The organism is Microbacterium algeriense (assembly GCF_008868005.1).
Taxonomy (GTDB): Bacteria; Actinomycetota; Actinomycetes; order Actinomycetales; family Microbacteriaceae; genus Microbacterium; species Microbacterium algeriense.
Map to the genome: position 1 here is coordinate 704,370 of NZ_WAAO01000003.1, position 20,477 is coordinate 724,846.

The 20,477-nt window shown below is 67.8% G+C and carries 22 protein-coding genes; 13 read left to right on the forward strand and 9 right to left on the reverse strand.

Going from position 1 to position 20,477, the window contains the following annotated elements; genetic code table 11:
• Positions 1 to 45 precede the first annotated feature (45 nt).
• The 5 genes from F6A08_RS17055 to trxB are packed head-to-tail and all read right to left on the reverse strand — an operon-like array spanning position 46 to position 3,865.
• Positions 46 to 453, reverse strand: coding sequence for an arsenate reductase ArsC (locus F6A08_RS17055; protein WP_017201945.1), 408 nt, complete (start codon positions 451 to 453; stop codon positions 46 to 48).
• Positions 454 to 481: 28 nt separating this feature from the next.
• Positions 482 to 1,477: a metalloregulator ArsR/SmtB family transcription factor gene (locus F6A08_RS17060; protein ID WP_017201946.1), complete on the reverse strand. Its 996-nt coding sequence runs from the start codon at positions 1,475 to 1,477 to the stop codon at positions 482 to 484.
• 2 nt (positions 1,478 to 1,479) lie between these two features.
• Entirely contained in the window at positions 1,480 to 2,571 is a 1,092-nt protein-coding gene (gene arsB, locus F6A08_RS17065; protein ID WP_026049682.1) for an ACR3 family arsenite efflux transporter, read from the reverse strand.
• A complete protein-coding gene (trxA, locus tag F6A08_RS17070) occupies positions 2,568 to 2,894 on the reverse strand; it encodes a thioredoxin (RefSeq protein ID WP_017201948.1) in 327 nt (108 codons plus the stop codon). The genes arsB and trxA overlap by 4 nt, the downstream gene beginning before the upstream one ends.
• Positions 2,891 to 3,865 (reverse strand): thioredoxin-disulfide reductase, encoded by a 975-nt coding sequence (trxB, locus tag F6A08_RS17075; protein WP_151460105.1) that lies wholly within the window; start codon positions 3,863 to 3,865, stop codon positions 2,891 to 2,893. Before trxB ends, trxA begins: the two co-directional genes overlap by 4 nt.
• Positions 3,866 to 3,956: 91 nt before the next feature.
• On the opposite strand from trxB, the gene F6A08_RS17080 reads away from it, so the two are divergent.
• Positions 3,957 to 4,364 carry an arsenate-mycothiol transferase ArsC gene (locus F6A08_RS17080; RefSeq protein WP_017201950.1) on the forward strand — a complete coding sequence of 136 codons (408 nt, stop codon included), beginning with the start codon at positions 3,957 to 3,959 and terminating at the stop codon, positions 4,362 to 4,364.
• Between the two features lie 143 nt (positions 4,365 to 4,507).
• Here F6A08_RS17080 and F6A08_RS17085 read toward each other — a convergent pair whose 3' ends face one another.
• Positions 4,508 to 5,356, reverse strand: a complete 849-nt coding sequence (locus F6A08_RS17085) for an IclR family transcriptional regulator (RefSeq protein ID WP_017201951.1) — start codon at positions 5,354 to 5,356, stop codon at positions 4,508 to 4,510.
• A 69-nt stretch (positions 5,357 to 5,425) separates the two neighbouring features.
• Between F6A08_RS17085 and F6A08_RS17090 the strand changes: the two genes are divergently transcribed.
• From F6A08_RS17090 to F6A08_RS17135, 10 genes are all read left to right on the forward strand, one after another.
• Positions 5,426 to 6,139, forward strand: a complete 714-nt coding sequence (locus F6A08_RS17090; protein ID WP_017201952.1) for an ABC transporter permease — start codon at positions 5,426 to 5,428, stop codon at positions 6,137 to 6,139.
• Positions 6,132 to 7,169: an ABC transporter ATP-binding protein gene (locus tag F6A08_RS17095; protein ID WP_017201953.1), complete on the forward strand. Its 1,038-nt coding sequence runs from the start codon at positions 6,132 to 6,134 to the stop codon at positions 7,167 to 7,169. Before F6A08_RS17090 ends, F6A08_RS17095 begins: the two co-directional genes overlap by 8 nt.
• On the forward strand, positions 7,166 to 7,963 hold the full coding sequence (locus F6A08_RS17100; protein ID WP_017201954.1) for an ABC transporter permease: 798 nt from the start codon (positions 7,166 to 7,168) through the stop codon (positions 7,961 to 7,963). Before F6A08_RS17095 ends, F6A08_RS17100 begins: the two co-directional genes overlap by 4 nt.
• Positions 7,964 to 8,025: 62 nt before the next feature.
• A complete protein-coding gene (locus F6A08_RS17105; protein ID WP_017201955.1) occupies positions 8,026 to 8,967 on the forward strand; it encodes a glycine betaine ABC transporter substrate-binding protein in 942 nt (313 codons plus the stop codon).
• On the forward strand, positions 8,967 to 9,485 hold the full coding sequence (gene fae / locus F6A08_RS17110) for a formaldehyde-activating enzyme (RefSeq protein WP_017201956.1): 519 nt from the start codon (positions 8,967 to 8,969) through the stop codon (positions 9,483 to 9,485). Before F6A08_RS17105 ends, fae begins: the two co-directional genes overlap by 1 nt.
• Positions 9,486 to 9,508: 23 nt before the next feature.
• Positions 9,509 to 10,462 carry an NAD(P)-dependent oxidoreductase gene (locus F6A08_RS17115; protein ID WP_017201957.1) on the forward strand — a complete coding sequence of 318 codons (954 nt, stop codon included), beginning with the start codon at positions 9,509 to 9,511 and terminating at the stop codon, positions 10,460 to 10,462.
• A complete protein-coding gene (locus F6A08_RS17120) occupies positions 10,459 to 11,943 on the forward strand; it encodes an NAD-dependent succinate-semialdehyde dehydrogenase (RefSeq protein WP_017201958.1) in 1,485 nt (494 codons plus the stop codon). The genes F6A08_RS17115 and F6A08_RS17120 overlap by 4 nt, the downstream gene beginning before the upstream one ends.
• 10 nt (positions 11,944 to 11,953) lie before the next feature.
• Entirely contained in the window at positions 11,954 to 12,730 is a 777-nt protein-coding gene (locus F6A08_RS17125; protein WP_017201959.1) for an SDR family oxidoreductase, read from the forward strand.
• A gap of 42 nt (positions 12,731 to 12,772) precedes the next feature.
• Positions 12,773 to 14,272: an FAD-binding oxidoreductase gene (locus F6A08_RS17130; protein ID WP_017201960.1), complete on the forward strand. Its 1,500-nt coding sequence runs from the start codon at positions 12,773 to 12,775 to the stop codon at positions 14,270 to 14,272.
• Positions 14,269 to 15,669: an FGGY-family carbohydrate kinase gene (locus tag F6A08_RS17135; protein ID WP_017201961.1), complete on the forward strand. Its 1,401-nt coding sequence runs from the start codon at positions 14,269 to 14,271 to the stop codon at positions 15,667 to 15,669. The genes F6A08_RS17130 and F6A08_RS17135 overlap by 4 nt, the downstream gene beginning before the upstream one ends.
• A gap of 96 nt (positions 15,670 to 15,765) precedes the next feature.
• Here the strand turns inward: F6A08_RS17135 and F6A08_RS17725 are convergent, their stop codons facing one another.
• Together F6A08_RS17725 and F6A08_RS17140 are read right to left on the reverse strand one after the other, a co-directional pair.
• Complete coding sequence (locus F6A08_RS17725) at positions 15,766 to 15,924, reverse strand: hypothetical protein (RefSeq protein ID WP_017201962.1); 159 nt, start codon at positions 15,922 to 15,924, stop codon at positions 15,766 to 15,768.
• Positions 15,925 to 15,985: 61 nt separating this feature from the next.
• The gene (locus F6A08_RS17140) at positions 15,986 to 17,290 is read right to left on the reverse strand and encodes an FAD-dependent oxidoreductase (protein WP_151460106.1); all 1,305 of its coding nucleotides are present in this window, start codon (positions 17,288 to 17,290) and stop codon (positions 15,986 to 15,988) included.
• A gap of 83 nt (positions 17,291 to 17,373) precedes the next feature.
• Between F6A08_RS17140 and F6A08_RS17145 the strand changes: the two genes are divergently transcribed.
• The gene (locus F6A08_RS17145) at positions 17,374 to 17,718 is read left to right on the forward strand and encodes an ArsR/SmtB family transcription factor (protein ID WP_017201964.1); all 345 of its coding nucleotides are present in this window, start codon (positions 17,374 to 17,376) and stop codon (positions 17,716 to 17,718) included.
• Entirely contained in the window at positions 17,715 to 18,887 is a 1,173-nt protein-coding gene (locus tag F6A08_RS17150; protein ID WP_017201965.1) for an MFS transporter, read from the forward strand. The genes F6A08_RS17145 and F6A08_RS17150 overlap by 4 nt, the downstream gene beginning before the upstream one ends.
• Here the strand turns inward: F6A08_RS17150 and F6A08_RS17155 are convergent.
• The gene (locus F6A08_RS17155; RefSeq protein ID WP_017201966.1) at positions 18,861 to 20,330 is read right to left on the reverse strand and encodes an FAD-dependent oxidoreductase; all 1,470 of its coding nucleotides are present in this window, start codon (positions 20,328 to 20,330) and stop codon (positions 18,861 to 18,863) included. The genes F6A08_RS17150 and F6A08_RS17155 overlap by 27 nt on opposite strands.
• Positions 20,331 to 20,477: the final 147 nt, after the last annotated feature.

A 20,477-nucleotide genomic window follows, 5' to 3' on the forward strand; every position in this document is an offset into this window, starting at 1 on the left:
TCGCCGTTCACGTCAGCGTCGCGGATTGTCGAGCGCGTGCGCTTCTCAGAGGAGCTCGCTCACCAGCTGTTCGATGCGACCACGGATATCGTCGCGGATGGGCCGTACGGCGTCGATGCCCTGGCCAGCGGGGTCGTCGAGCTTCCAGTCTTCGTAGCGCTTTCCGGGGAAGAACGGGCAGGCGTCGCCACAACCCATGGTGATCACGACGTCAGAGGCCTGCACCGCCTCGGTGGTGAGGACCTTGGGCTGCTCGGCGGTGATGTCGATACCAAGTTCCTGCATCGCGTCGACGGCGGTGGGGTTGATCTGATCCGCAGGCATGGACCCGGCCGAGCGCACTTCGATACGGTCGCCAGCGATCTCGCGGAGGAACCCGGCCGCCATCTGCGACCGTCCGGCATTGTGAACGCAGACGAAGAGGACGGACGGCTTGACGGTGGTGTCAGTCATGTTTGCTCCTGAATGGGCGGTAGAGGGGTTAGCGGAGAAGGTCGTCGACGAGAACATGGACGCGTGCGGCGATATCGTCACGGATCGCTTCGACGCCTTCGCGAGACGCGAGAGCGGGGTCACCCACCGCCCAGTCGTCGTACCGAACGCCGGGGATGATCGGGCAAACGTCCCCGCAGCCCATCGTGACGACCACATCTGCCGCGCGCACCGCGTCGTCGGTGAGCGGCTTGGGATACCGATCGGCGGCAATGTCACCTTCGATGTCCGTGAGCAATGATCGCACATGGGGGTGGATGACGTCCGCGGGATTCGACCCTGCGGAGCGCGCAACGACCTTGCCGCCGCTGATCTGATTCACGAGTGCTGCGGCGAGCTGGGAGCGTCCGGCGTTCGCGACGCACACAAACAGCACCTGCGGGACGGAAGAGACGCGGTCTCTGGTGAGGTCAGCGAGGCGCTGCCGGGCGAACCTCTCGGTCAAGGGGATCAATGCAGAGGTGACGCGAGCAGTGCGGGCAAGGGACGTGTACGACTCGCGGACGATGGTGAGCACCACGTCCGCGTCAACCTCCGGAATCTCGGCGGCGAGCTCATCGGCAAGATGAGTCACGCGCGCGTCGAAGTCGGGTCGAGTGCTCGCATCCGTGTGCTCAACGCTCCACGGCTCACTCACGGTCGCAGGTGCGAACGAGTCCAGGAGAGCGGTGACCGCGCCTCGGCGGTTCGGGTTGATGCGGTACCAGACCCAGGTGCCACGCCGCTCGGAGACGAGGACATCCACGTCTTTGAGGACTTTCAGGTGGTGCGACACGGTGGGCTGGGAGACGTCGGCCAGTTCGGCCAGGTCGCACACGCACGATTCTCCGCGGGGATCGGAGGCGATGGCCGACAGCATGCGCAGCCTGAGCGGGTCGGACAGCGCTTTTAGCGTCGCTGCGACCGAGGTGGCAGCGTCGATGCCGATCGCGTGGGTGGCGACGGGACTGCAGGTGTCGCCGGTGGTCGTCAGTGTGACGTTCATGGCTACATCCTTTCAGCGGTGTACGGGTTGGTGTGGAACCAGCGTCGGGCCGCCCACAGGGAGACGTAAACGAGTCCGACGAGCACGGGGACCTCGATCAGTGGGCCGACGACGCCGGCGAGGGCCTGACCGGAGGTGGCCCCGAAGGTGCCGATGGCGACGGCGATGGCGAGTTCGAAGTTGTTGCCCGCGGCCGTGAACGCCAGCGTGGAGGATCGGGCGTATCCGAGCCCGAGCGCCTTCCCGGTGAACAGTCCGATGAACCACATCACGGCGAAGTACGCCAACAGCGGGAGGGCGATACGGGCCACATCCCACGGCCGGTTGGTGACCTGCTCGCCCTGCAGGGCGAACAGCAACACAATCGTGAACAGCAGGCCGTACAGCGCCCACGGTCCGATCTTGGGAAGGAACTTCTCTTCGTACCAGTCGCGGCCCTTCGCACGCTCCCCGATCAGGCGGGAGGCGAAGCCGGCGATCAGGGGGATGCCGAGGAAGACGAGGACATTGAGGGCGATCTGCCAGACCGAGATCTCCAGTCCCTGCGAGTCCAGTCCGAGCCATCCGGGGAGCACGGTGAGGTAGAACCAACCGAGCAGGGAGAAGGCGATGACCTGGAACACGGAGTTGATGGCGACAAGGACGGCGGCGGCTTCCCGATCGCCGCAGGCGAGATCGTTCCAGATGACGACCATCGCGATGCAGCGGGCCAGGCCCACGATGATGAGGCCGGTGCGGTACTCGGGGAGATCCGGAAGGAACGCCCAGGCGAGGGCGAACATCAGTGCCGGTCCGACGACCCAGTTCAGAGCGAGTGAGGAGATGAGTAGCTTCTTGTCGCCGGTGACAGCGGCGACTTTGTCGTAGCGGACCTTCGCGAGGACCGGGTACATCATCACCAGCAGGCCGAGAGCGATCGGCACAGAGATGCCGCCAACCTCAATGTGTGCGAGGAGGTCGGAGACGCCAGGGATGAAGCGGCCGACGAGGATTCCGGCGACCATAGCCAGTCCGATCCACAGCGGCAACCATCGGTCAAGGGTCGACAGGCGGCGGGTCGTCGTTGTGGGGGTGGGTGCGGTTGCGGTGCTCATGCGAGGAGCGCCTCCATCTTCTCTGCGATTACGGGCTTGGCGTGGGCGCCGATGAGCATGTCAACGCGCGCACCCTGGTTGTAGAAGACCAGCGTGGGGATCGAGGTGACGCCGATGGCGGTCACCGTGGCCGGGTTCTGGTCGGCGTCGAGCTTCACGATCTTGACCCGCCCGTCGTACTCGACGGCGAGCTGGTTCAGAAGCGGTGCGATCTGCTTACACGGACCGCACCAGGTGGCCCAGATGTCCACCACGACGGGGATCTCGGAGTCGGTGACTTCGTTCTGGAATGTGGCGTCGGTGACCACGATCGGGAAACTCATGCGAGGACCTCCTGGGCATCGAATGCGGGCGCGGTGTCCGTGAGGGCCGCGAGGTAGTGCTGGGCGTCCTGGGCGGCCGCGCAGCCCGTACCGGCTGCGGTGATGGCCTGCCGGTAGGTGTGATCGACCAGGTCGCCGGCGGCGAAGACGCCGTCGAGGGTGGTGCGGGTGGACGGGTGGACGACCCGCACATACCCGTCGGCGTCGGTGTCGACGGAGCCCGCGACGAGCTCGGAGCGCGGGTCGTGCCCGATGGCGACGAAGACCCCAGTGACGGAGAGTTCGCGCTCCGCCCCGGAGACCGTGTCGCGCAGCGTGACCGCCTCGACCTTGTCCGTCCCGAGGATGCCGGCCACTTCGCTGTTCCAGGCGACGTCGATCTTCGGGTGCTCGAGCACCCGCTGCGCCATGATCTGTGAGGCGCGGAACGTGTCGCGGCGGTGCACCACGGTGACCTTCGACGCGAACCGGGTGAGGAACAGAGCTTCCTCCATCGCCGAATCGCCACCGCCGACCACGACGATCTCCTGGTCGCGGAAGAAGAAGCCGTCGCAGGTCGCACACCAGGAGACCCCGTGGCCGGTGAGACGCTCTTCGTCGGCCAGTCCGATCTTGCGGTACGCGGACCCCATGGCGAGGATCACCGCACGCGCCAGGTACGTGTCACCCGATCCGGTGCGCACCGTCTTCACCGGCCCTGCCAGGTCGACCGCGACAGCGTCGTCGAGAAGGATGCGGGCACCGAAGCGCTCAGCCTGCGCGCGCATCGACTCCATCAACTCCGGACCCTGGACACCGTCGACGAAACCGGGGAAGTTCTCCACCTCGGTGGTTGTCATGAGCGCACCGCCGGCGGTGACGGAACCGGCAAGCACGACAGGGGCAAGGCCCGCCCGCGCCGCATACACCGCAGCCGTATACCCGGCGGGCCCGGATCCGATGATGACTAGCTCAACCTCTTGAATCGACATGCGTCTATATTGACACTTATCAATGCAACGTGCAAGCCTGGTGTCATACCAACGATCCGGCGAGTGTCTCGCCGGAGGAGAGAAGGATGACGTGACAGACCCTCAGACCGTGCTGTTCATCTGTACGCACAATGCGGGACGCTCGCAGCTGGGCGCGCACCTGCTGGCCCGGCATGCTGGCGATCGACTGATCGCAGACAGCGCCGGAGTGCACCCCGCTGCCGCGATCAACCCCGCGGTCGCCGCGACCCTCGACGACCTCGGCATCGACACATCAGCGGCAGTACCGCGCGGTGTCACCCCGGACGACCTCGCGAACGCTGATGTGGTGGTGCTGATGAAGCCGGGCTTGGAACTACCCGGGCCGGTCTCCGGCGAGCTCGTGCAGTGGGAGTTCCCCGACCCTGCGGACTGGTCCGTGGACAGCGACTCGGTTCGTGACCTGCGCGATTCGGTCGATCTCAAGGTGCGGGCACTGGCAGCCCGACTGTTGGAGTAGCCAGGCCCCTCAAGGAAGATCCTCGCAGCGCAGGCACGCTCAACCTTCATCACCACTCCCGCCTGGGCGGTACACCTCAGAGCATGGCAGGCTTGCATCGACCTCAATACCTCTGGCCGTCGCGGCCGTCGCCTTCGGCGAGTTCAGACCATACCTAGACGCGTCGACAGCTCGCGCGCAGCTCGCGAGACGAGCGCGCCAAGCGCCTCAAGGCGGTGCCCGATTCGCGCCTTCGGGGCGCTTACGTTCACGGCTGCGACGATACGTCCCGTGAAGTCGATGATCGGCGCCGAGGCTGCCACCACCCCGAACTCGAGCTCCTCGTCCGATAGCGCGTAGCCCTGCTCGCGGATACGGCCGAGTTCGGTGTGCAGGCTCGCGAGATCCGTCACCGGAGAGTTGCCCGGCGGGGGAGAGTCCAGAACCGGGAATCCGGAGGGGTCAGCCTGGTCGAAACGGCCGACGAGGGGCTGATCCTGCCCGTGGTCGTCATACCAGCGTGCGAGGGACTCCTCGTCCCAGTCGCTCAGCAGCGCACGACCCGAGGGAGTGCGCCACGCGGCCGTGGTGGTGCCCGCCCAGCCGGTCGTGCGCACGTCGTGCGGGCTCAGCTCGCTAAGCAGCGTAAGCACGTTGCCGCCGCGCAGCACGCACAGGTGACTCGTCTCGCGCGTGGACTGCACAAGTCGTCGCAGGATGCTGCGCGAGGCGTGCACGAGCGTCGACGTGGCCGTGTGCGCCGCCAGGGCGTATAGCCGCGGCCCGAGCAGGTAGCGCAGCGACTCCTCATCGCGTTCGACGAGTCCGGTCTCGGCGAGCGTCGCGAGTGTGCGTGACACGACCGCCTTGTCCCGCCCGGTGAGCTGTGCCACCTGCGAGACGCCGAGTCCGCCGGAGCGCAACGCCTCGTCGCCGCCGAGCAGCTCGAGGATCTCGATGTCGCGTCCGAGGCCGGAGGAATTGCGGCGAGGGCCGCCGGAGGTGGTGGTCACGGTAAGAGTGTAGCGTCAGCGGTTGCCATATACACAACGCTCTTTGACGAAATGGCCACAAAGGCTACCGTGAGTCTCATCCCCGGTACCGGCCTCAACGACGAGACAGGAGCCCTCTTGACCGGATTCAACTGGGAAGACCTCATGGCCTTCCTCACGCGTCGCGCGGACGACATTCTTGAGCTCACCCGCGATCACCTCGTCGTCGTCGTCGTCTCAGTCGTCCTCGCGGCGATTATCGGCATCGGCCTCGGCATCCTGGTCCGCAACCGTCGCATCGCCCGCACCACCGTGCTCACGGCCGCCGCTGTCGCGATCACCATCCCGTCACTCGCCCTCCTTGCCCTCCTGAGCCCCGTCCTCGGCCTCGGGTGGCTGCCGACCGTCGTCGCCCTCGTTTTCTACTCGCTGCTCCCGGTGGTGCGGAACACCGTCGTGGGACTCCGCGAAGTACCGGTCTCGGTGCTCGAGTCGGCGCGGGGCATGGGCCTCGGCCCCACCCGCATCCTCTTCACGGTGCAGCTGCCGATCGCCTGGCCGGTCATCATGACCGGCATCCGTGTCGCCGCCCAACTCACGGTCGGGATCGCGGCGATCGCCGCCTACGTCGCCGGCCCCGGGCTCGGCGAGTACATCTTCAAGGGCCTGAGCTCGCTCGGTTCGAAGAACGCCCTCAACTACGCGCTCACGGGCACCGTCGCAGTGATCATCCTCGCGCTCGTCCTCGACGGCATCCTCGTGCTCGTCGCCCGCCTCACCACCTCAAGGGGTCTCCGTGCCTGACATCACAACGAACACCGGCGTTCTCACCTCCCTCGCGGCGCAGCAGGGCGGCGTCGACATCGTCCTCGACCACATCACCAAGCAGTACCCGGGTCAGCAGAGGCCCGCCGTCGAGGACTTCTCGATGCGTGTAGAGCCCGGCGAGCTGATCATGTTCGTCGGCCCCAGCGGCTGCGGCAAGACCACGACGATGAAGATGATCAACCGCATCATCGAGCCGACCTCCGGGTCGATCCGGATCAACGGCGATGACGTGCTGTCGCTCGACGGCAACGAGCTGCGTCGGCACATCGGCTACGTCATCCAGCAGATCGGCCTGTTCCCGCACTTCACGATCGCCGAGAACATCGCGATCGTGCCGAAGCTGCTCGGCTGGTCCAAAGCCCGTATCGCCGAGCGCGTGGACGAGCTCCTGCGCACCGTGCAGCTCGACCCGGGCACGTTCGCACAGCGATACCCCCGTCAGCTTTCCGGCGGGCAGCAGCAGCGTGTCGGAGTGGCCCGGGCACTGGCTGCCGATCCGCCCGTCATGCTCATGGACGAGCCCTTCGGTGCGACCGACCCGATCACGCGGGAGAAGCTGCAGGCGGAGTTCCTGCGCATTCAGGCCGACATCGGCAAGACCATCATCTTCGTGACGCACGATTTCGAAGAGGCGATCCGCATGGGCGACCGCATCGCAGTGCTGAGCGATCGCAGCCAGATCGAGCAGTTCGACACTCCGGCGCGCATCCTCGCCGAGCCTGCCAACGACTATGTACGATCGTTCATCGGCGAGGGGGCCGCCCTGAAGCGTCTCGCTCTGATCCCGGTGACGGACGCGCGAATCGGATCCGCGGATGCCGCAGCCCCGGCCGTCACGGTCGACGAGCACTCCTCGCTGCGCGAGGCCCTCGACACCCTGGTGCTGACCGGCGCCGCGCGCGTCAACGTCACCCGCGCCGGGGCGGTCGTCGGCTCGATCGACCAGGCGGCCATCTCGGCAGCGCTGGGCTCCGAAGGCCCCGCGCGTCGCGCCGAGGAGGCGTGACCGTGACCGGCCCCCAGGTCGTGCCCTCCGCGACCACGATGCTGCGCACGCAGTCCGCGCCCCGACGCGGCATGCCCGTGCTGCTGCGCCGCCTGATGCCGCTCATCGTCGTCGCGGTCGTGCTGGTGCTCACCTACGTGTGGGTGTCGAGCCTCGACCTCGACTCGATCGAGCAGCGCACGCTCAACGCCGACTACATCACGGCCCGCATCGGCGAGCACCTCGTGCTGTCGATCATCGCCTCCGTGCTCGTGGCTGTGCTGGCGATCCCCGCCGGCATCGCGGTGAGCCGCTCCCGATCGAAGGTGTTCCGCGGCGTCGTGATCGGCATCGCGAACATCGGTCAGGCGACGCCGGCGATCGGCGTCGTGATCCTGCTCGCAATCGTCTGGCAGACGGGATTCACGACGGCACTGCTCGCACTCGTGATCTACTCCTTCCTGCCCGTGCTGCAGAACACGATCGCGGGCCTCGCCCAGGTCGATCCCAGCATCCGCGAGTCGGCCCGGGGCATGGGCATGACCCCGTCACAGGTTCTGCGCCGAGTGGAGCTGCCGCTCGCCTCGCCCGTGATCCTCGCGGGACTCCGCACCGCGCTCGTCTTCGCGGTCGGTGTGGCCACGGTCGCGACCTTCATCAACGCCGGCGGTCTCGGCGACATGATCATCAACGGCCTGAAGCTGCAGCGCTATCCCGTTCTCGTCGTCGGAGCGATCCTCGTCGCCTCGATCGCCGTGCTCATCGACTGGGCCGCCGGCGTCGTGGAGGACATCGTTCGACCCAAGGGCCTCTGAGCACCACCACTCCACCACTAATTCACATGCACAGCACACTCCCTTCCCGAAAGGAACTTGCAATGAACACACGCACCATCGCCACCGCCTCGTTCGCCGCCATCGCCGCCGGCGCTCTGCTCCTCACCGGCTGCTCGTCCGGTGCCGGCGGAGGCTCCGGAGCCCAAGGCGACGAGCTGGAAGGTCTCACTGGCGAGATCGGCTCGAAGGACTTTTCGGAGCAGTACATCCTCGCCTACATGACGGCGGAACTGCTCAATGCGCACGGTGCCGACGTCGAGGCCAACACGAAGCTCGTCGGCTCCGCCAACGTGCGTCAGGCGCTCGAGAATGACCAGTTCCTCGGCTACTGGGAGTACACCGGCACGTCGTGGATCACGTACAACGGCAATACGACGCCGGTGCAGGGCGCCGAGGCGCAGTTCGATGCCGTCAAGGGAGCGGACGCCGAGAACGGCATCGCGTGGCTCGACCCCGCGCCGTTCAACAACACCTACGCCTTCGCGATCCGTAAGAAGGAGGCTGACGAGCTGGGCGTGAAGACGCTGAGTGATGTCGCAGCCCTGCCGAGCGCCGATCAGACGTTCTGCATCGAGAGCGAGTTCTCGACGCGCGACGATGGCTGGCCGGGTCTCAAGGCCGCCTACGGCTTCGATGCCCCGGACTCGAACGTCACGATGCTCGACACCGGCGTCATCTACACGGCGACCCAGAAGGGCGACGACTGCAACTTCGGCGAGGTCTTCCAGACCGACGGCCGCATCCCCGCCCTCGACCTCGTGGTGATGGAAGACGACAAGGAGTTCTTCCCCAGCTACCAGGGCGGCTTCACGCTCAAGCAGAGCACCCTCGACGAGTACCCGGCGATCGCCGACGTGCTGGCCGAGCTGAGCCCGCTGCTGACCACCGAGGTCATGCAGGAGCTCAACGCCAAGGCCGATGTCGACGGTGAGGACCCCGAGGACATCGCGATCGACTGGCTCGAGGAGCAGGGACTCATCTGATGACCTCGACCATCCAGCTCGGCGAGAGCTTCGTCGGCGACGGCGTCAACGCCGCACACATCAACACCGTGCTCGGCCACCGCGAGGGACCTGCGGGGACGGCGTGGGCCACTGCCCTCGCCAGCCCCAGCCAGGGGCACGTGCCCTTCGTGGCGGTGCTCCGCCCCTCCCTCCCGGTGAAGCCCCTGACGCTGTTCGTCACGAAGGCCGCACCGGCGGGTGACGAGCACGGCCTCCTCATCTGGGGCCCGGCGCAGGCCGGAGTCGCTGCGGGCGTGGCCGACGCCGTCGCCGACGGTGTGATCCCGCGCGAGGCTGCCGACACGCACGCCCTCATCGCCGCAGTGTGGGTCAATCCGGCGGCCGACGACGCCGACACGGTCTACCGCAACAACCGCGAGGCGACACGCACCGCGCTCGCGAACGGCGCGGCGGGCCTGCCCAAGCTCGACGCCGTGCTGGAAGCCCGGCACGCGCCGACCAATCCGTTCTACACCCCTTCCACCGCATCCGCCTGATCCACAAAGGACACGCATCACCCATGAGCTCTCCCACCCCCGTCCTCGACCCAACGCCGGTCGGGACCCGACCCACCGTCGGGTTCATCGGACTCGGCAACATGGGGTCAGGAATGACCCGCAACCTGCAGGCCGCGGGCTTCCCGCTGGTCGTGACCGATCTGCGCCGCGAGTCGGCGTCCGACCTGATCGAGGGCGGTGCCCGGTGGGCTGAGACCCCTCGCGAGGTCGCCGCCGCCAGTGACCTCATCATCACGATGCTGCCGACGCCCAAGCACGTCGAGGCCGTCGCCTCGGGGCCTGACGGCCTCGTGGTGGGGCTGCCGGACGGCGGTACCTGGATCGACATGTCGACCTCGGTGCCGGACGTGCTGGACGGTGTGCGCGCCGCGACCGCCGGCCGCGGACTGCACCTGCTCGACGCCCCCGTCAGTGGGATGTCAGTGGGCGCCGCGAACGGGATGCTGCAGATCTTCGTCGGTGGTGACGCCGACGATGTGCAGCGGCTGCGTCCCGTGTTCGAGGCGATGGGGGACCCGGAGCGGATCCTGCACGTCGGCGGGCCCGGCGCAGGCTACGCCGTGAAGCTCATGATCAACCAGCTGTGGTTCTCCCACCTGGTCGCGACGGCGGAGGTGCTGTCGGTCGGCGTCGCCGCGGGGGTCGACCTTGGCGTGCTGCGGGACGCGCTCATCGCGAGCCCCGCGAACAGCACCTTCGTCTCACGCGACGTGTTGTCGATCCTCGACCACGGCGACTACGACGAGGGCTTCGCGATCGCCCTCGCCTGCAAGGACCTCGGTCTCTCCGTCGATCTGGCCCGCTCGGTCGGGATGCCGGTCGAGCTGTCCTCCCTCGTCGAGCAGATCTTCCGTCGAGCCCGCGCGAGCTACGGCGACCGCGCCGGGGAGATGACGCCCGTGCGTCTCTACGAGGAACTACTCGGCCGCGACCTCCGTCGGGAGATGCCCGCATGACCGCGGCACGCGAGGCCGAGGTCATCGCCTCCGTCCCCACCGGCCTGCTGATCGGCGGTCAGTGGCGGGAAGCGACCTCCGGCCACACCTTCGAGGTGCACGACCCGTCGACGGGTGAGGTGCTCGCCCATGTCGCCGATGCGACGCCCGAGGACGGCATGGCCGCACTCGACGCTGCTGCTGCGGCGCAGACCGCCTGGGCCGCCACTGCTCCGCGACAGCGCGGGGAGATCCTGCGCCGGGCGTTCGAGCTCGTCACGGCCCGCGCCGAGGACTTCGCACTCGTCATGACGCTCGAGATGGGCAAGCCTCTCGCCGAATCGCGCGCCGAGGTCGCGTACGGCGCCGAGTTCCTGCGCTGGTTCTCGGAAGAAGCACCCCGCATCTCCGGGCGATACGCCACCGCTCCCGACGGCCGCAACCGACTGCTCGTCGCGAAGCGACCGGTCGGTCCGAGCCTGCTCATCACCCCGTGGAACTTCCCGCTCGCGATGGCCACGCGCAAGATCGCGCCGGCACTCGCGGCCGGCTGCACCTCGGTGCTCAAGCCCGCCGCGCTCACACCGCTCACCGCACTCCTGTTCGCCGAGGTGCTCCGCGAGGCCGGAGTGCCGGACGGCGTCGTGAACGTCATCCCCACGACCCGCGCCGGCGCGGTCACGGGCCCGCTCATCACCGACCCGCGACTGCGCAAACTCTCGTTCACCGGATCAACCGAAGTGGGGCGCCGCCTCATCGCGGACGCCGCGCACCAGGTGCTCCGCGTCTCGATGGAACTCGGAGGCAACGCCCCCTTCCTCGTGTTCGACGACGCTGACGTGGACGCCGCGGTCGAGGGTGCCCTGCTCGCAAAGCTCCGCAACGGCGGCGAGGCCTGCGTCGCCGCGAACCGCTTCCTCGTGCACGAGAGCGTGGCGGAGGAATTCACCTCGCGGCTCGTTGAACGCATGGCAGGGTACGTCAACGCCCGCGGCACCGACCCGGAGTCGACCCTCGGGCCGCTCGTGGACGAGTCGACCCGCAAGAAGGTCGCCGACCTCGTATCCGGCGCGCTGGAGGACGGAGCGAGCATCGCACTCGGCGGCAGCATCCCCCAGGGGCGCGGCTACTTCTACCCGGCGACCGTGCTCGTGGACGTGCCGCAGGACGCCCGCATCCTCCAGGAGGAGATCTTCGGACCCGTCGCGCCCATCACCGTGTTCCGCGACGAGGACGAGGCCGTGCGCCTCGCCAACGCGAGCGAGTACGGGCTGGTGTGCTTCGCGTACACCCGCGACCTGAACCGGGCGCTGCGCCTCGCCGAGCGTCTGGAGACCGGCATGTTCGGCCTCAACACCGGACTCGTGTCGAACCCGGCTGCGCCGTTCGGTGGCGTCAAGCAGTCCGGCATCGGTCGCGAGGGCGGCTTCGAGGGCATCGACGAGTACCTCGAGACGACCTACATCGGCATCGCCGATCCCTTCGTCGGCACCCACTCCTGAAGGATCATCCGTGCACATCACCGACTTCTCCCTCGACCACTTCTCCCTCCGGGGCAAGCGGGCGATCGTCACCGGGGGCAACACCGGTCTCGGCCAGGCGTTCACCCTCGCTCTCGCCAAAGCGGGTGCCGACATGTTCGTTCCGACGCTGTTCGACGACGGCGGCGAGACCGCAGCTCTCCTCGCCGAGGCGGGTGTCGGCTACCGGGAACTCCGCGTCGACATCACGGCGGAGGGCGCACCCGCGCGCGTGATCGACGCATGCGTCGAGGCGTTCGGGGGCGTGGACGTTCTGGTCAACTCGGCCGGGATCAGCCGCATCGCCGACGTCACCGAGTTCGGGCGCGTGCAGTGGGACCCCATGGTCGCGGTGAACCTCACCGCCGCGTTCGAAATGTCGCACGAGGCCGCGAAGCGGATGATCCCGCAGGGCTCGGGCAAGATCATCAACATCGCCTCGCTGTTCTCGTTCCTCGGGGGACTCGGATCTCCCGCGTACGCCGCGACCAAGCACGGCATCGCCGGGCTCACGAAGGCGTACGCCGACGAGCTCGGCGGACACGGCATCCAGGTCAACGCGATCGCCCCGGGATACTTCGCCACCCCGATTACCTCCGAGACGCGTGGGGACGCGGAGGCGAACCGGCGCATCGTCGACCACACGCCGGCGGGGAGGTGGGGGGACGTCGCCGATCTCATGGGCGCGACCGTCTTCCTCGCGAGCCCCGCCTCCGACTTCGTCAACGGGCACGTGCTGTCCGTCGACGGCGGTTACCTGGTGCGCTGACCGCGGCGCCCCCACACCCTCAACGAACAGGACACCTTCCCCATGGTCACTTCACGATCCGCTCTCTCACGTGAGGAGATCGTCACCCGACTGCAGGAGATCCTCGGCACCGACCAGGTCGAGACCGAGGCGCAGGCGCTGCGCGAGGCGAGCGTCGACCGCTTCAAGAAGTACACATCCGTGCACGGCATCTTCGACGGTCCGATCCCCTCCGCGATCGCCTACGCGCGGTCCACCGCCGACGTGTCGGCGATCCTCGCGTTCGCGGACGAGAACCTCGTCAACGTCGTGCCCCGCACCGGCCGCACCGCGACCGAGGGCGGACTCGAGACGATCGTCGAGGATTCGATCGTGCTCGACGGCTCGCGAATGGACGCGATCCTCGACATCGACCCCGTCGACATGATGGTCACGGCCCAGTGCGGCGTTCCGCTGCAGCTGCTCGAAGACACCCTTCGGGCGCAGGGCCTCACGACGGGGCACTCACCGCAGTCGAAGCCGCTCGCGCAGATGGGTGGACTGGTCGCGACCCGGTCCATCGGCCAGTTCTCCACGCTGTACGGCGGGATCGAGGACATGGTGATCGGGCTCGAAGCCGTGCTGCCCGACGGCGAGGTCGTACGCATCAAGAACGTGCCGCGACGCGCCGCCGGACCCGACATCCGCCACATCATGATCGGCAACGAGGGCGCGCTTGCCGTCATCACCGAGGTCACCGTCAAGGTGTTCACCTACCAGCCGGAGAACAATCGTTTCCTCGGGTACCTCGTCGACTCGCTCCCGGCGGGCGTGGCAGGTCTCCGCGAGATCATCGTCGCCGGCTACCGCCCGTCGGTGGCACGCGCGTACTCCGAGGAGGACGCCGCGCAGCACTTCTCGCACTTCGCCGACGGCAAGGCCGTGGTCGTGGTCGTCGCCGAAGGACCGAAGGGCGTGGCCGACGCCACAGCCGCCGGCGTCGAGGAAATCTTCGCCAGCATCCCGCACGAGAAGGTCGACCCCGCACTGATCGAGAACTGGTTCGACAACCTCAATTGGGGGCAGGACAAGATCGACGCCGAGAAGCGCGAGATGCTCGAGAAGGCGCGCCTCGGCTACACGACCGAGGTATCGATCGACTGGTCAGGCGTCGAGGAACTGTTCGAGTCCGTCATGCGCCGCGCACGCACCGAGTTCCCGCGCGCGGCGGACCTGCGGATGCTCGGCGCGCACTCCTCGCACAGCTACCAGACCGGCACCAACTTGTACTTCGTCTACGACTACGACATCGCCTGCGAGCCGCGCGAAGAGATCACCGAGTACCACGAGCCCCTCAACGCGATCGTCGTGGAGGAGGCACTGCGCCTCGGCGGCTCCATGGTGCACCACCACGGCATCGGCAAGTACCGCACGCCGTGGACACATGAGGAGCACGGCAGCGCCTACCGGCTGCTGCGCACCCTCAAGGACGGGCTCGACCCGCGCGGGATCATGAACCGCGGGACCATCTATCCCCTGGACGACGTCGCCACGCCCGAGGCCGAGATGGCGACGCGGGCGTGAGCGCGTCGGCGGCGGGGTACGTCGTCGCGATCGACAACGGCTCGCAGAGCACGAAGGTCCTGATCGTCGACGGCGACGGGACCGTGCACGCGAGCGCCCGTGTCGCGCTGCGGCCGTATTCGTCGCCCGCGCCGGGTCGATGGGAGCATCCGGACGACGACCTGTGGGACTCGATCGTCGCCGCGACGCGCGCCGCGGTCGCCGACTTCGCGGGGGATCCGGCCGAGATCCGCGGCATCGGCCTGTGCACGATCCGCTTCTGCCGGGCCGTGCTGCGCGCTGACGGATCGCTCGCCCAGCCGGTCATGAGCTGGATGGACGAGCGTCTGCCGCGCGCGTACGAGCGTGAAACCGACGAGGCGGTGTACGTCACAACTTCGTCGGGGTACATCACTCACAAGCTCACCGGAGAGCGCCAGGATGCCGCGGGCAACGTACAGGGCAGCTGGCCTATCGACACTGCACACTGGGCCTGGAGCATGGATGCCGCCGAGTATGAGCGTGTGGGTCTGGGACGGGAGATGTTGTTCGACCTGGTCGCTCCAGGCGAGGCACTCGGCACTCTCGCCTCCGAGGTAGCACTGCTGCTCGGTCTGCCCGCGGGAATCCCCGTGATCGCGACGTCGAACGACAAGGCCGTCGAAGCCCTGGGTGCAGGGCTCCAGGACGAGGGGGACGCATTGTTGTCCCTGGGCACGTACGTCGCGACCATGACGCCAGGGGATCGTCCGCTGCCACCGCATCCAGACGTGTGGACGAACTTCTCGTCACAGCCCGGCGGATACCTCTACGAAAGCGCCGGAGTGCGACGCGGCATGTGGACGGTCAGCTGGTTCCGCGACGTCGTATCCGGGTCCATCGAGGCAACGTCGGAAGATGACCTCAACCGCGGTGCCGACAACGTCCCGGCTGGCGCGGGCGGCCTCGTCGCTGCTCTGGACTGGCTCGCGCCCGCGGATGAGCCGTGGCGGCGCGGGGCGCTGGTCGGCTTCGACGGCACGCAGGGACGGTTCCACATCTATCGGGCGATCCTCGAGGCGCTCGCGATCGAGACCGAGAGCGCTGACGCCCGTGCGCGCCGCGCGCTCGGGCGAGACCGTCGTTCCCTCATCGTCACCGGCGGTGGAAGCGAATCGGATCTCATGCTGCGCATCCTGGCTGCCGTATATGGGGTACCCGTGCGCACACCCCGTGTACGTGACGCAGCTGGTATGGGGGCAGCGATCTGCGCGGCCGTCGGGACGGGGCTGCACCCCACCTGGGCTGACGCCATCACTGCCATGGTGGGGACAGGACAAGAAATTCAGCCCGACCTCGAACTCGTCAGCGCGTACGGGGAAGTCCGTCAGACGTACAGACGAGTGATTCCCCGCGTGCGGACGCTGTTCTCCCCATAAGCCACTCACGGCAGATGTCCCGCGATACATGCAGAAGGGGAGCTCGCCCGAGGTGGAAGAGCTCCCCTTCGCGGGGCCGAGGTTCGACGTCCAGGTCTACTTGGAGCCGTATCCAACTGGGTTGCCCAGGGAGGGCGTGCGCGGCGTGCATGCACAGTCGGACAGATCCAGCTCGAGCTGGATGGTGACGGCGAGCGGGGTGCCGTCGCGGGGGTCTTCGATCGTGACGTTCTTCTCGATCAGCTGGTTGGCCATGTGAGTACTCCTTGGGTTGATTGCGCCCCGCGGGGCGCTGGGTGGTGGTTCGAGCGGCCGGTCAGCCGACGGCGACGCGGGTGGGCTCGAGCTGGATGACGGGCGCTGCGCAGCAGCTGCTGCCGGCCCCGTCGAAGTCTCCGGATCCGCCGCAGACGCCGGTGTCGGGAAGGACGAGCTCATTGCGCTCGGCGCCTGCATGGTCGCCCGCGAGGTGGGCGGCGACGCTGCGAACCTGCTCGAACCCGGTGAGAGCGAGGAAGGTGGGGGCGCGCCCGTAGCTTTTCGCGCCGACGATGAAGAAGTCCGGCTCGGGCTGGGTGAGGTCGCGGGCCCCGGTGGCGCCGATCGATCCGCAGGAGTGGACGTTCGGATTGATCTCTTCCGCGATCCCGGCGACCGCCTCCAAGGACGCATCCAGGTCGATGCGCATCTCCGACAGGATGCTCACATCGGGGCGGAATCCGGTCAGCGCGAACACGCGGGACACCCCGTCGACCTCCTTGCCGTTCTCCGCGACGATGCGCAGCCCCGCCGCCTCGTCGTGGAACTCGGCGACGCGGAAGCCCGTCACCACCTCGACAACACCGGCTTCGATCACCTTGCGCGCTCGGGTGCCCAGAGCTGCACGCTCGGGCAGTTCATCGCCCGCTCCACCACCCAAGACGTTGCCCGTCGTACCGCGACGCAGCAGCCACGTCACCCGGGTGCCTGGGGTTCTGCGCGCCAGCTCGCTCAGCCGGAGGACGGCATGCACTGCGGAGTGCCCGGCACCGATCACGACCAGGTGCTGCCCCGCACACGCGGAGACATCCTCCGGGATGCGGTACGAGATCCGTGAGGCCGCGACCGCGGCCCGCTCGCCGAGCGCGGGCAGCCCGTCCGCCCCGGCAGGGTTCGGGAGCGTCCATGTGCCGCTGGCGTCGATGACGGCGCGCGCGGAGATCCGCCCTTCTGCCCCCTGCGTGTCCCGGGTATGCACGATGAACGGCTGCCCCTTACGGCCGCTGTCGACCATCAGATCCCGGCCCTTGCGGGCGACACCGGTGACGGTCGTCGAGTAGACGACGCGGTCACCGAAGACGCGGGCGAGCGGGTCCAGGTAGCCGGCGACCCATTCGGCTCCCGTGGGGTAGCCCGAGTGCGGTGCGGTCCACCCGGTCGGCTCCAGCAGACGCCGGGCGGCCGTGTCGGTGAGTTCCGGCCAGCTGGAGAACAGGCGCACATGCCCCCACTCGGACACCGCAGCAGCTGGCTCATCGCCTCGCTCAACGACCGTCACGGCGATGCCACGCTCCGTCAGGTGGGCGGCCGCAGCAAGCCCTTGGGGGCCGGCGCCGATGACTACGACGGGAAGCTCGTTCATCACATCTCCTCAAATCGAAAAACTTCAATATGAATAGCCTGCTCCTCCTATCGAAGTTTGTCAATGCGTGCGATACTGGTGTCATGAGTCTTCCTGCCACCCTCGACACCTCGACGTCCTGCTGCGCCCCTCGGGTGACAGCAGCGATCACGGTCGAGGACGCGGAGCGCGTCGCACGGGTGTTCAAAGCGCTCGGGGATCCGACACGGGTGCGCCTGTTGTCGCTGATTGCCGCCGGTGACGGTGGGGAGGCGTGCATCTGCGACCTCACCGCGCCGGTCGGACTGTCGCAGGGCACGGTGTCGCACCACATGAAGTTGCTCGCCGACGCGGGGCTTGTCACCCGCGAGCAGCGAGGGAAGTGGGCATACTTCGCGATCACCGACGGGGCGCTGGACGCCGCCGCGGACACCCTGCGTTCGGTGTGACGGCCCGGGCCCCGGGCTCCCGGTTCGGGGGGCGGCTTGTCGCGCTGTCGCTGGGGCAGGTCATCAGCTGGGGGGTTCTGTTCTATGCGTTGATCGTCGCCTCGCCCGCGATCGCGGACGCGACAGGGTGGCCCGTGGCGCTGGTGACGTTGTCGTTCTCGGGTGGACTCGCTGCGTCGGCGATCGCGGGCGTCGTTGTCGGGCGCTGGCTCGACGAGCGTGGGCCTCGGATGATCATGACCGTGGGAAGCATTGTCGGTGCGGGTGGGCTGGTCATCGTCGCGGCCGCGCCGAATCTTGTCGTGTTCACGGCGGGGTGGATCGTGGCGGGGACCGCGCAGGCCGCGGTGTTGTACCAGGCCGCGTTCACGGTGATCGCTCGCCGGTATGGAGACCGCCGCCGGGGTGCGATGACGATCCTCACCCTCGCGGGAGGATTGGCGTCGACCGTCTTCGCTCCTATCGTCGCCGTGTTGCTGACGGTGATGGATTGGCGGTCGGTGTTTCTTGTCCTCGCCGTCGTCCTCGTGGTGACGACCACACCGCTGCACTGGTTCTTTCTCGAGTCGTCCTGGCCGCCCGTCGTCCATGATGCGTCGGCCGATCACCATACGGTGGCGAGCGTGGTGCGCACGCGGCGCTTCTGGATGCTTGAGGCGTCGATGCTCACCTTGGCGGCGGCGCTGTTCAGCGTCACACTCGCGATCATTCCTCTGTTCACTGAGAAGGGGATGACGTACGAGGTCGCCGCTTGGGCGCTGGGGCTGCTCGGCGCCGGCCAGGTGATCGGCCGACTGCTGTATGTCGCCATCCCACACGCCGCCGCACCCTGGGTGGCGTTGGCGGCGACGGCGGGGCTGAGCGTCATCGGGCTTGCTCTGCTCGCGATCGTGCCTGGGCCGCCGTGGCTGCTCATCAGTATCGGCGTGGGGGTCGGAGCCGTGCGCGGTGCACAGACGCTCGTGCAGGGCTCTGCCGTCGCTGACCGGTGGGGCACGCGGAACTACGGCTCGATCAATGGTGTCTTCGCCGCACCGATCACGGCGATCGGTGCGGTCGGTCCCGCACTCGGCCCGCTCATCGCGGTGGCGACGGGGTCGTACTCCGCCATGGCATGGGTTGCTGTCGGGTTCGCCGGGCTTTCACTCATTTTCGCCCGCTTCACCTGATCTCGCCGCCCGGTCAATGCCGCCCGCCTCCGAGCTGCGAGACGCACCGGCGTGGACAGGGGTCGTTGATCCCGCTGCGCGGGTTGACGTGCTCCACGCTTGGGTAGCGATCTGCACCGCATCCCAGGGGGAGCCGAGCGGCGGGGTATAGGACAGGTCGAGGTCGCTGATCGCGTCTACGGACATGCTGTGGTGCAGTGCTGTCGCGAACGTATCGACGCGCTTGGATATCTCGGCGCTGCGCGATCCGAGCAGTTGCGCGCCGAGGAGACGCCCCGATTCGAAGTCTCCGGTCACGCGGATGTGGATGGGGGTGGCACCGGGGTAGTAGCGCTTGTGGTCGTCGGCAGTGACGGTGTGGCTGTGCGGTCGATGCCCCGCGGTTTCGGCTTCGTGATCTCGAAGGCCCGTGCGGGCAGCCACCAGGTCGAACACCTTCACGACCTGGGTTCCCAGGCTGCCGTGGAATCGCGCATCGGCGCCGACCGCGTTCGCGCCCGCGACTCGCCCTTGTTTGTGCGCGGTCGTGCCGAGCGGAAGATACGTGTCGCCGAGAAGGCGATGACGGGTGATCACACCGTCCCCGCCCGCCCAGATCTGCGGGATCCCTGTCTGCATCCGTTCGTCCACGATGACGGCGCCGCCGGCTCCGGTTCGTGCCCCGATTCCGGTGAGGAGCTCCACATTGGGGCGCACACCCACCACGACGAGGACCAGCTCGGCGCGACGCACGAACGGGGCACCGTCGCGGGTGCCCTGGACCGCGAGGAGCCCGCTGTCGCGGCCGATATCGTGCACCTGCATGCCCGTTTCCACCGTGACGCCGTTGCGGTCGAGCTCGTCGCGCACGAGCGCTCCGAGTTCCGTGTCGAGGGTGGAGAGCACCTGGGGTCCGCGTTGCAGCTGCGTGACCTGGAGCCCGCGGATGGTGAGCGCTTCGGCCATCTCGAGGCCGACGTACCCCGCGCCGATGATGATTGCCGTCGACGGTTGATGCTCATCGAGGTAGTTCTCAAGAGCGAAGGTGTCACCCATCGTGTGGAGCGTATGCACCCCGTCCGCAGGCCCGAGCCGGTCGGTCCCGTGGATACCCGCCGTCGAGGCGGATGCGCCCGTCCCGACGACGAGCGCATCGTAAGGAATGGCGGACTCCGCTCCACCGTTGTTCCGCACGGTGAGTGTGCGGGCATTGACGCTGATGCCCGTCGCGAGCGTGTTGGTGCGCACCTGGAGACCGGCCGCTTCCAGATCGGCAAGCGTGCGATGTGCGAGCGACTGCCACGGTTGCACCTCCCGCGAGAAGTAGTAAGGGATGCCACAGATCGAGAAGTTCGGGTATGCATCGGCAACGACGACCGTCACATCAGCGGATTCGTCCACCTCTCGGGCACGGAGCGCCGCGGAGATTCCTGCGTCACTTCCCCCGATCACGACCAGGTGCATGTGAGTCCTTTCTGTCGAGACCTCGCCGCCTGCGAAGCCTCACTGACGCGCGCGACGTCCGCGCACCTGATCATCGCGTCGATCACGGCACGATCCGACACCCGGGCGGGAAGATCAACGAACCCTTTCGCCCCCGTTCACCCCGCG

Excerpts from the sequence above, each read along its gene's own strand:
- F6A08_RS17055 (WP_017201945.1), bottom strand. The coding sequence starts at position 453 with ATGACTGACACCACCGTCAAGCCGTCCGTCCTCTTCGTCTGCGTTCAC.
- F6A08_RS17060 (WP_017201946.1), bottom strand. The coding sequence starts at position 1,477 with ATGAACGTCACACTGACGACCACCGGCGACACCTGCAGTCCCGTCGCC.
- arsB (WP_026049682.1), bottom strand. The coding sequence starts at position 2,571 with ATGAGCACCGCAACCGCACCCACCCCCACAACGACGACCCGCCGCCTG.
- trxA (WP_017201948.1), bottom strand. The coding sequence starts at position 2,894 with ATGAGTTTCCCGATCGTGGTCACCGACGCCACATTCCAGAACGAAGTC.
- trxB (WP_151460105.1), bottom strand. The coding sequence starts at position 3,865 with ATGTCGATTCAAGAGGTTGAGCTAGTCATCATCGGATCCGGGCCCGCC.
- F6A08_RS17105 (WP_017201955.1), top strand. The coding sequence starts at position 8,026 with ATGAACACACGCACCATCGCCACCGCCTCGTTCGCCGCCATCGCCGCC.
- fae (WP_017201956.1), top strand. The coding sequence starts at position 8,967 with ATGACCTCGACCATCCAGCTCGGCGAGAGCTTCGTCGGCGACGGCGTC.
- F6A08_RS17115 (WP_017201957.1), top strand. The coding sequence starts at position 9,509 with ATGAGCTCTCCCACCCCCGTCCTCGACCCAACGCCGGTCGGGACCCGA.
- F6A08_RS17120 (WP_017201958.1), top strand. The coding sequence starts at position 10,459 with ATGACCGCGGCACGCGAGGCCGAGGTCATCGCCTCCGTCCCCACCGGC.
- F6A08_RS17130 (WP_017201960.1), top strand. The coding sequence starts at position 12,773 with ATGGTCACTTCACGATCCGCTCTCTCACGTGAGGAGATCGTCACCCGA.
- F6A08_RS17725 (WP_017201962.1), bottom strand. The coding sequence starts at position 15,924 with ATGGCCAACCAGCTGATCGAGAAGAACGTCACGATCGAAGACCCCCGC.
- F6A08_RS17140 (WP_151460106.1), bottom strand. The coding sequence starts at position 17,290 with ATGAACGAGCTTCCCGTCGTAGTCATCGGCGCCGGCCCCCAAGGGCTT.
- F6A08_RS17145 (WP_017201964.1), top strand. The coding sequence starts at position 17,374 with ATGAGTCTTCCTGCCACCCTCGACACCTCGACGTCCTGCTGCGCCCCT.
- F6A08_RS17155 (WP_017201966.1), bottom strand. The coding sequence starts at position 20,330 with ATGCACCTGGTCGTGATCGGGGGAAGTGACGCAGGAATCTCCGCGGCG.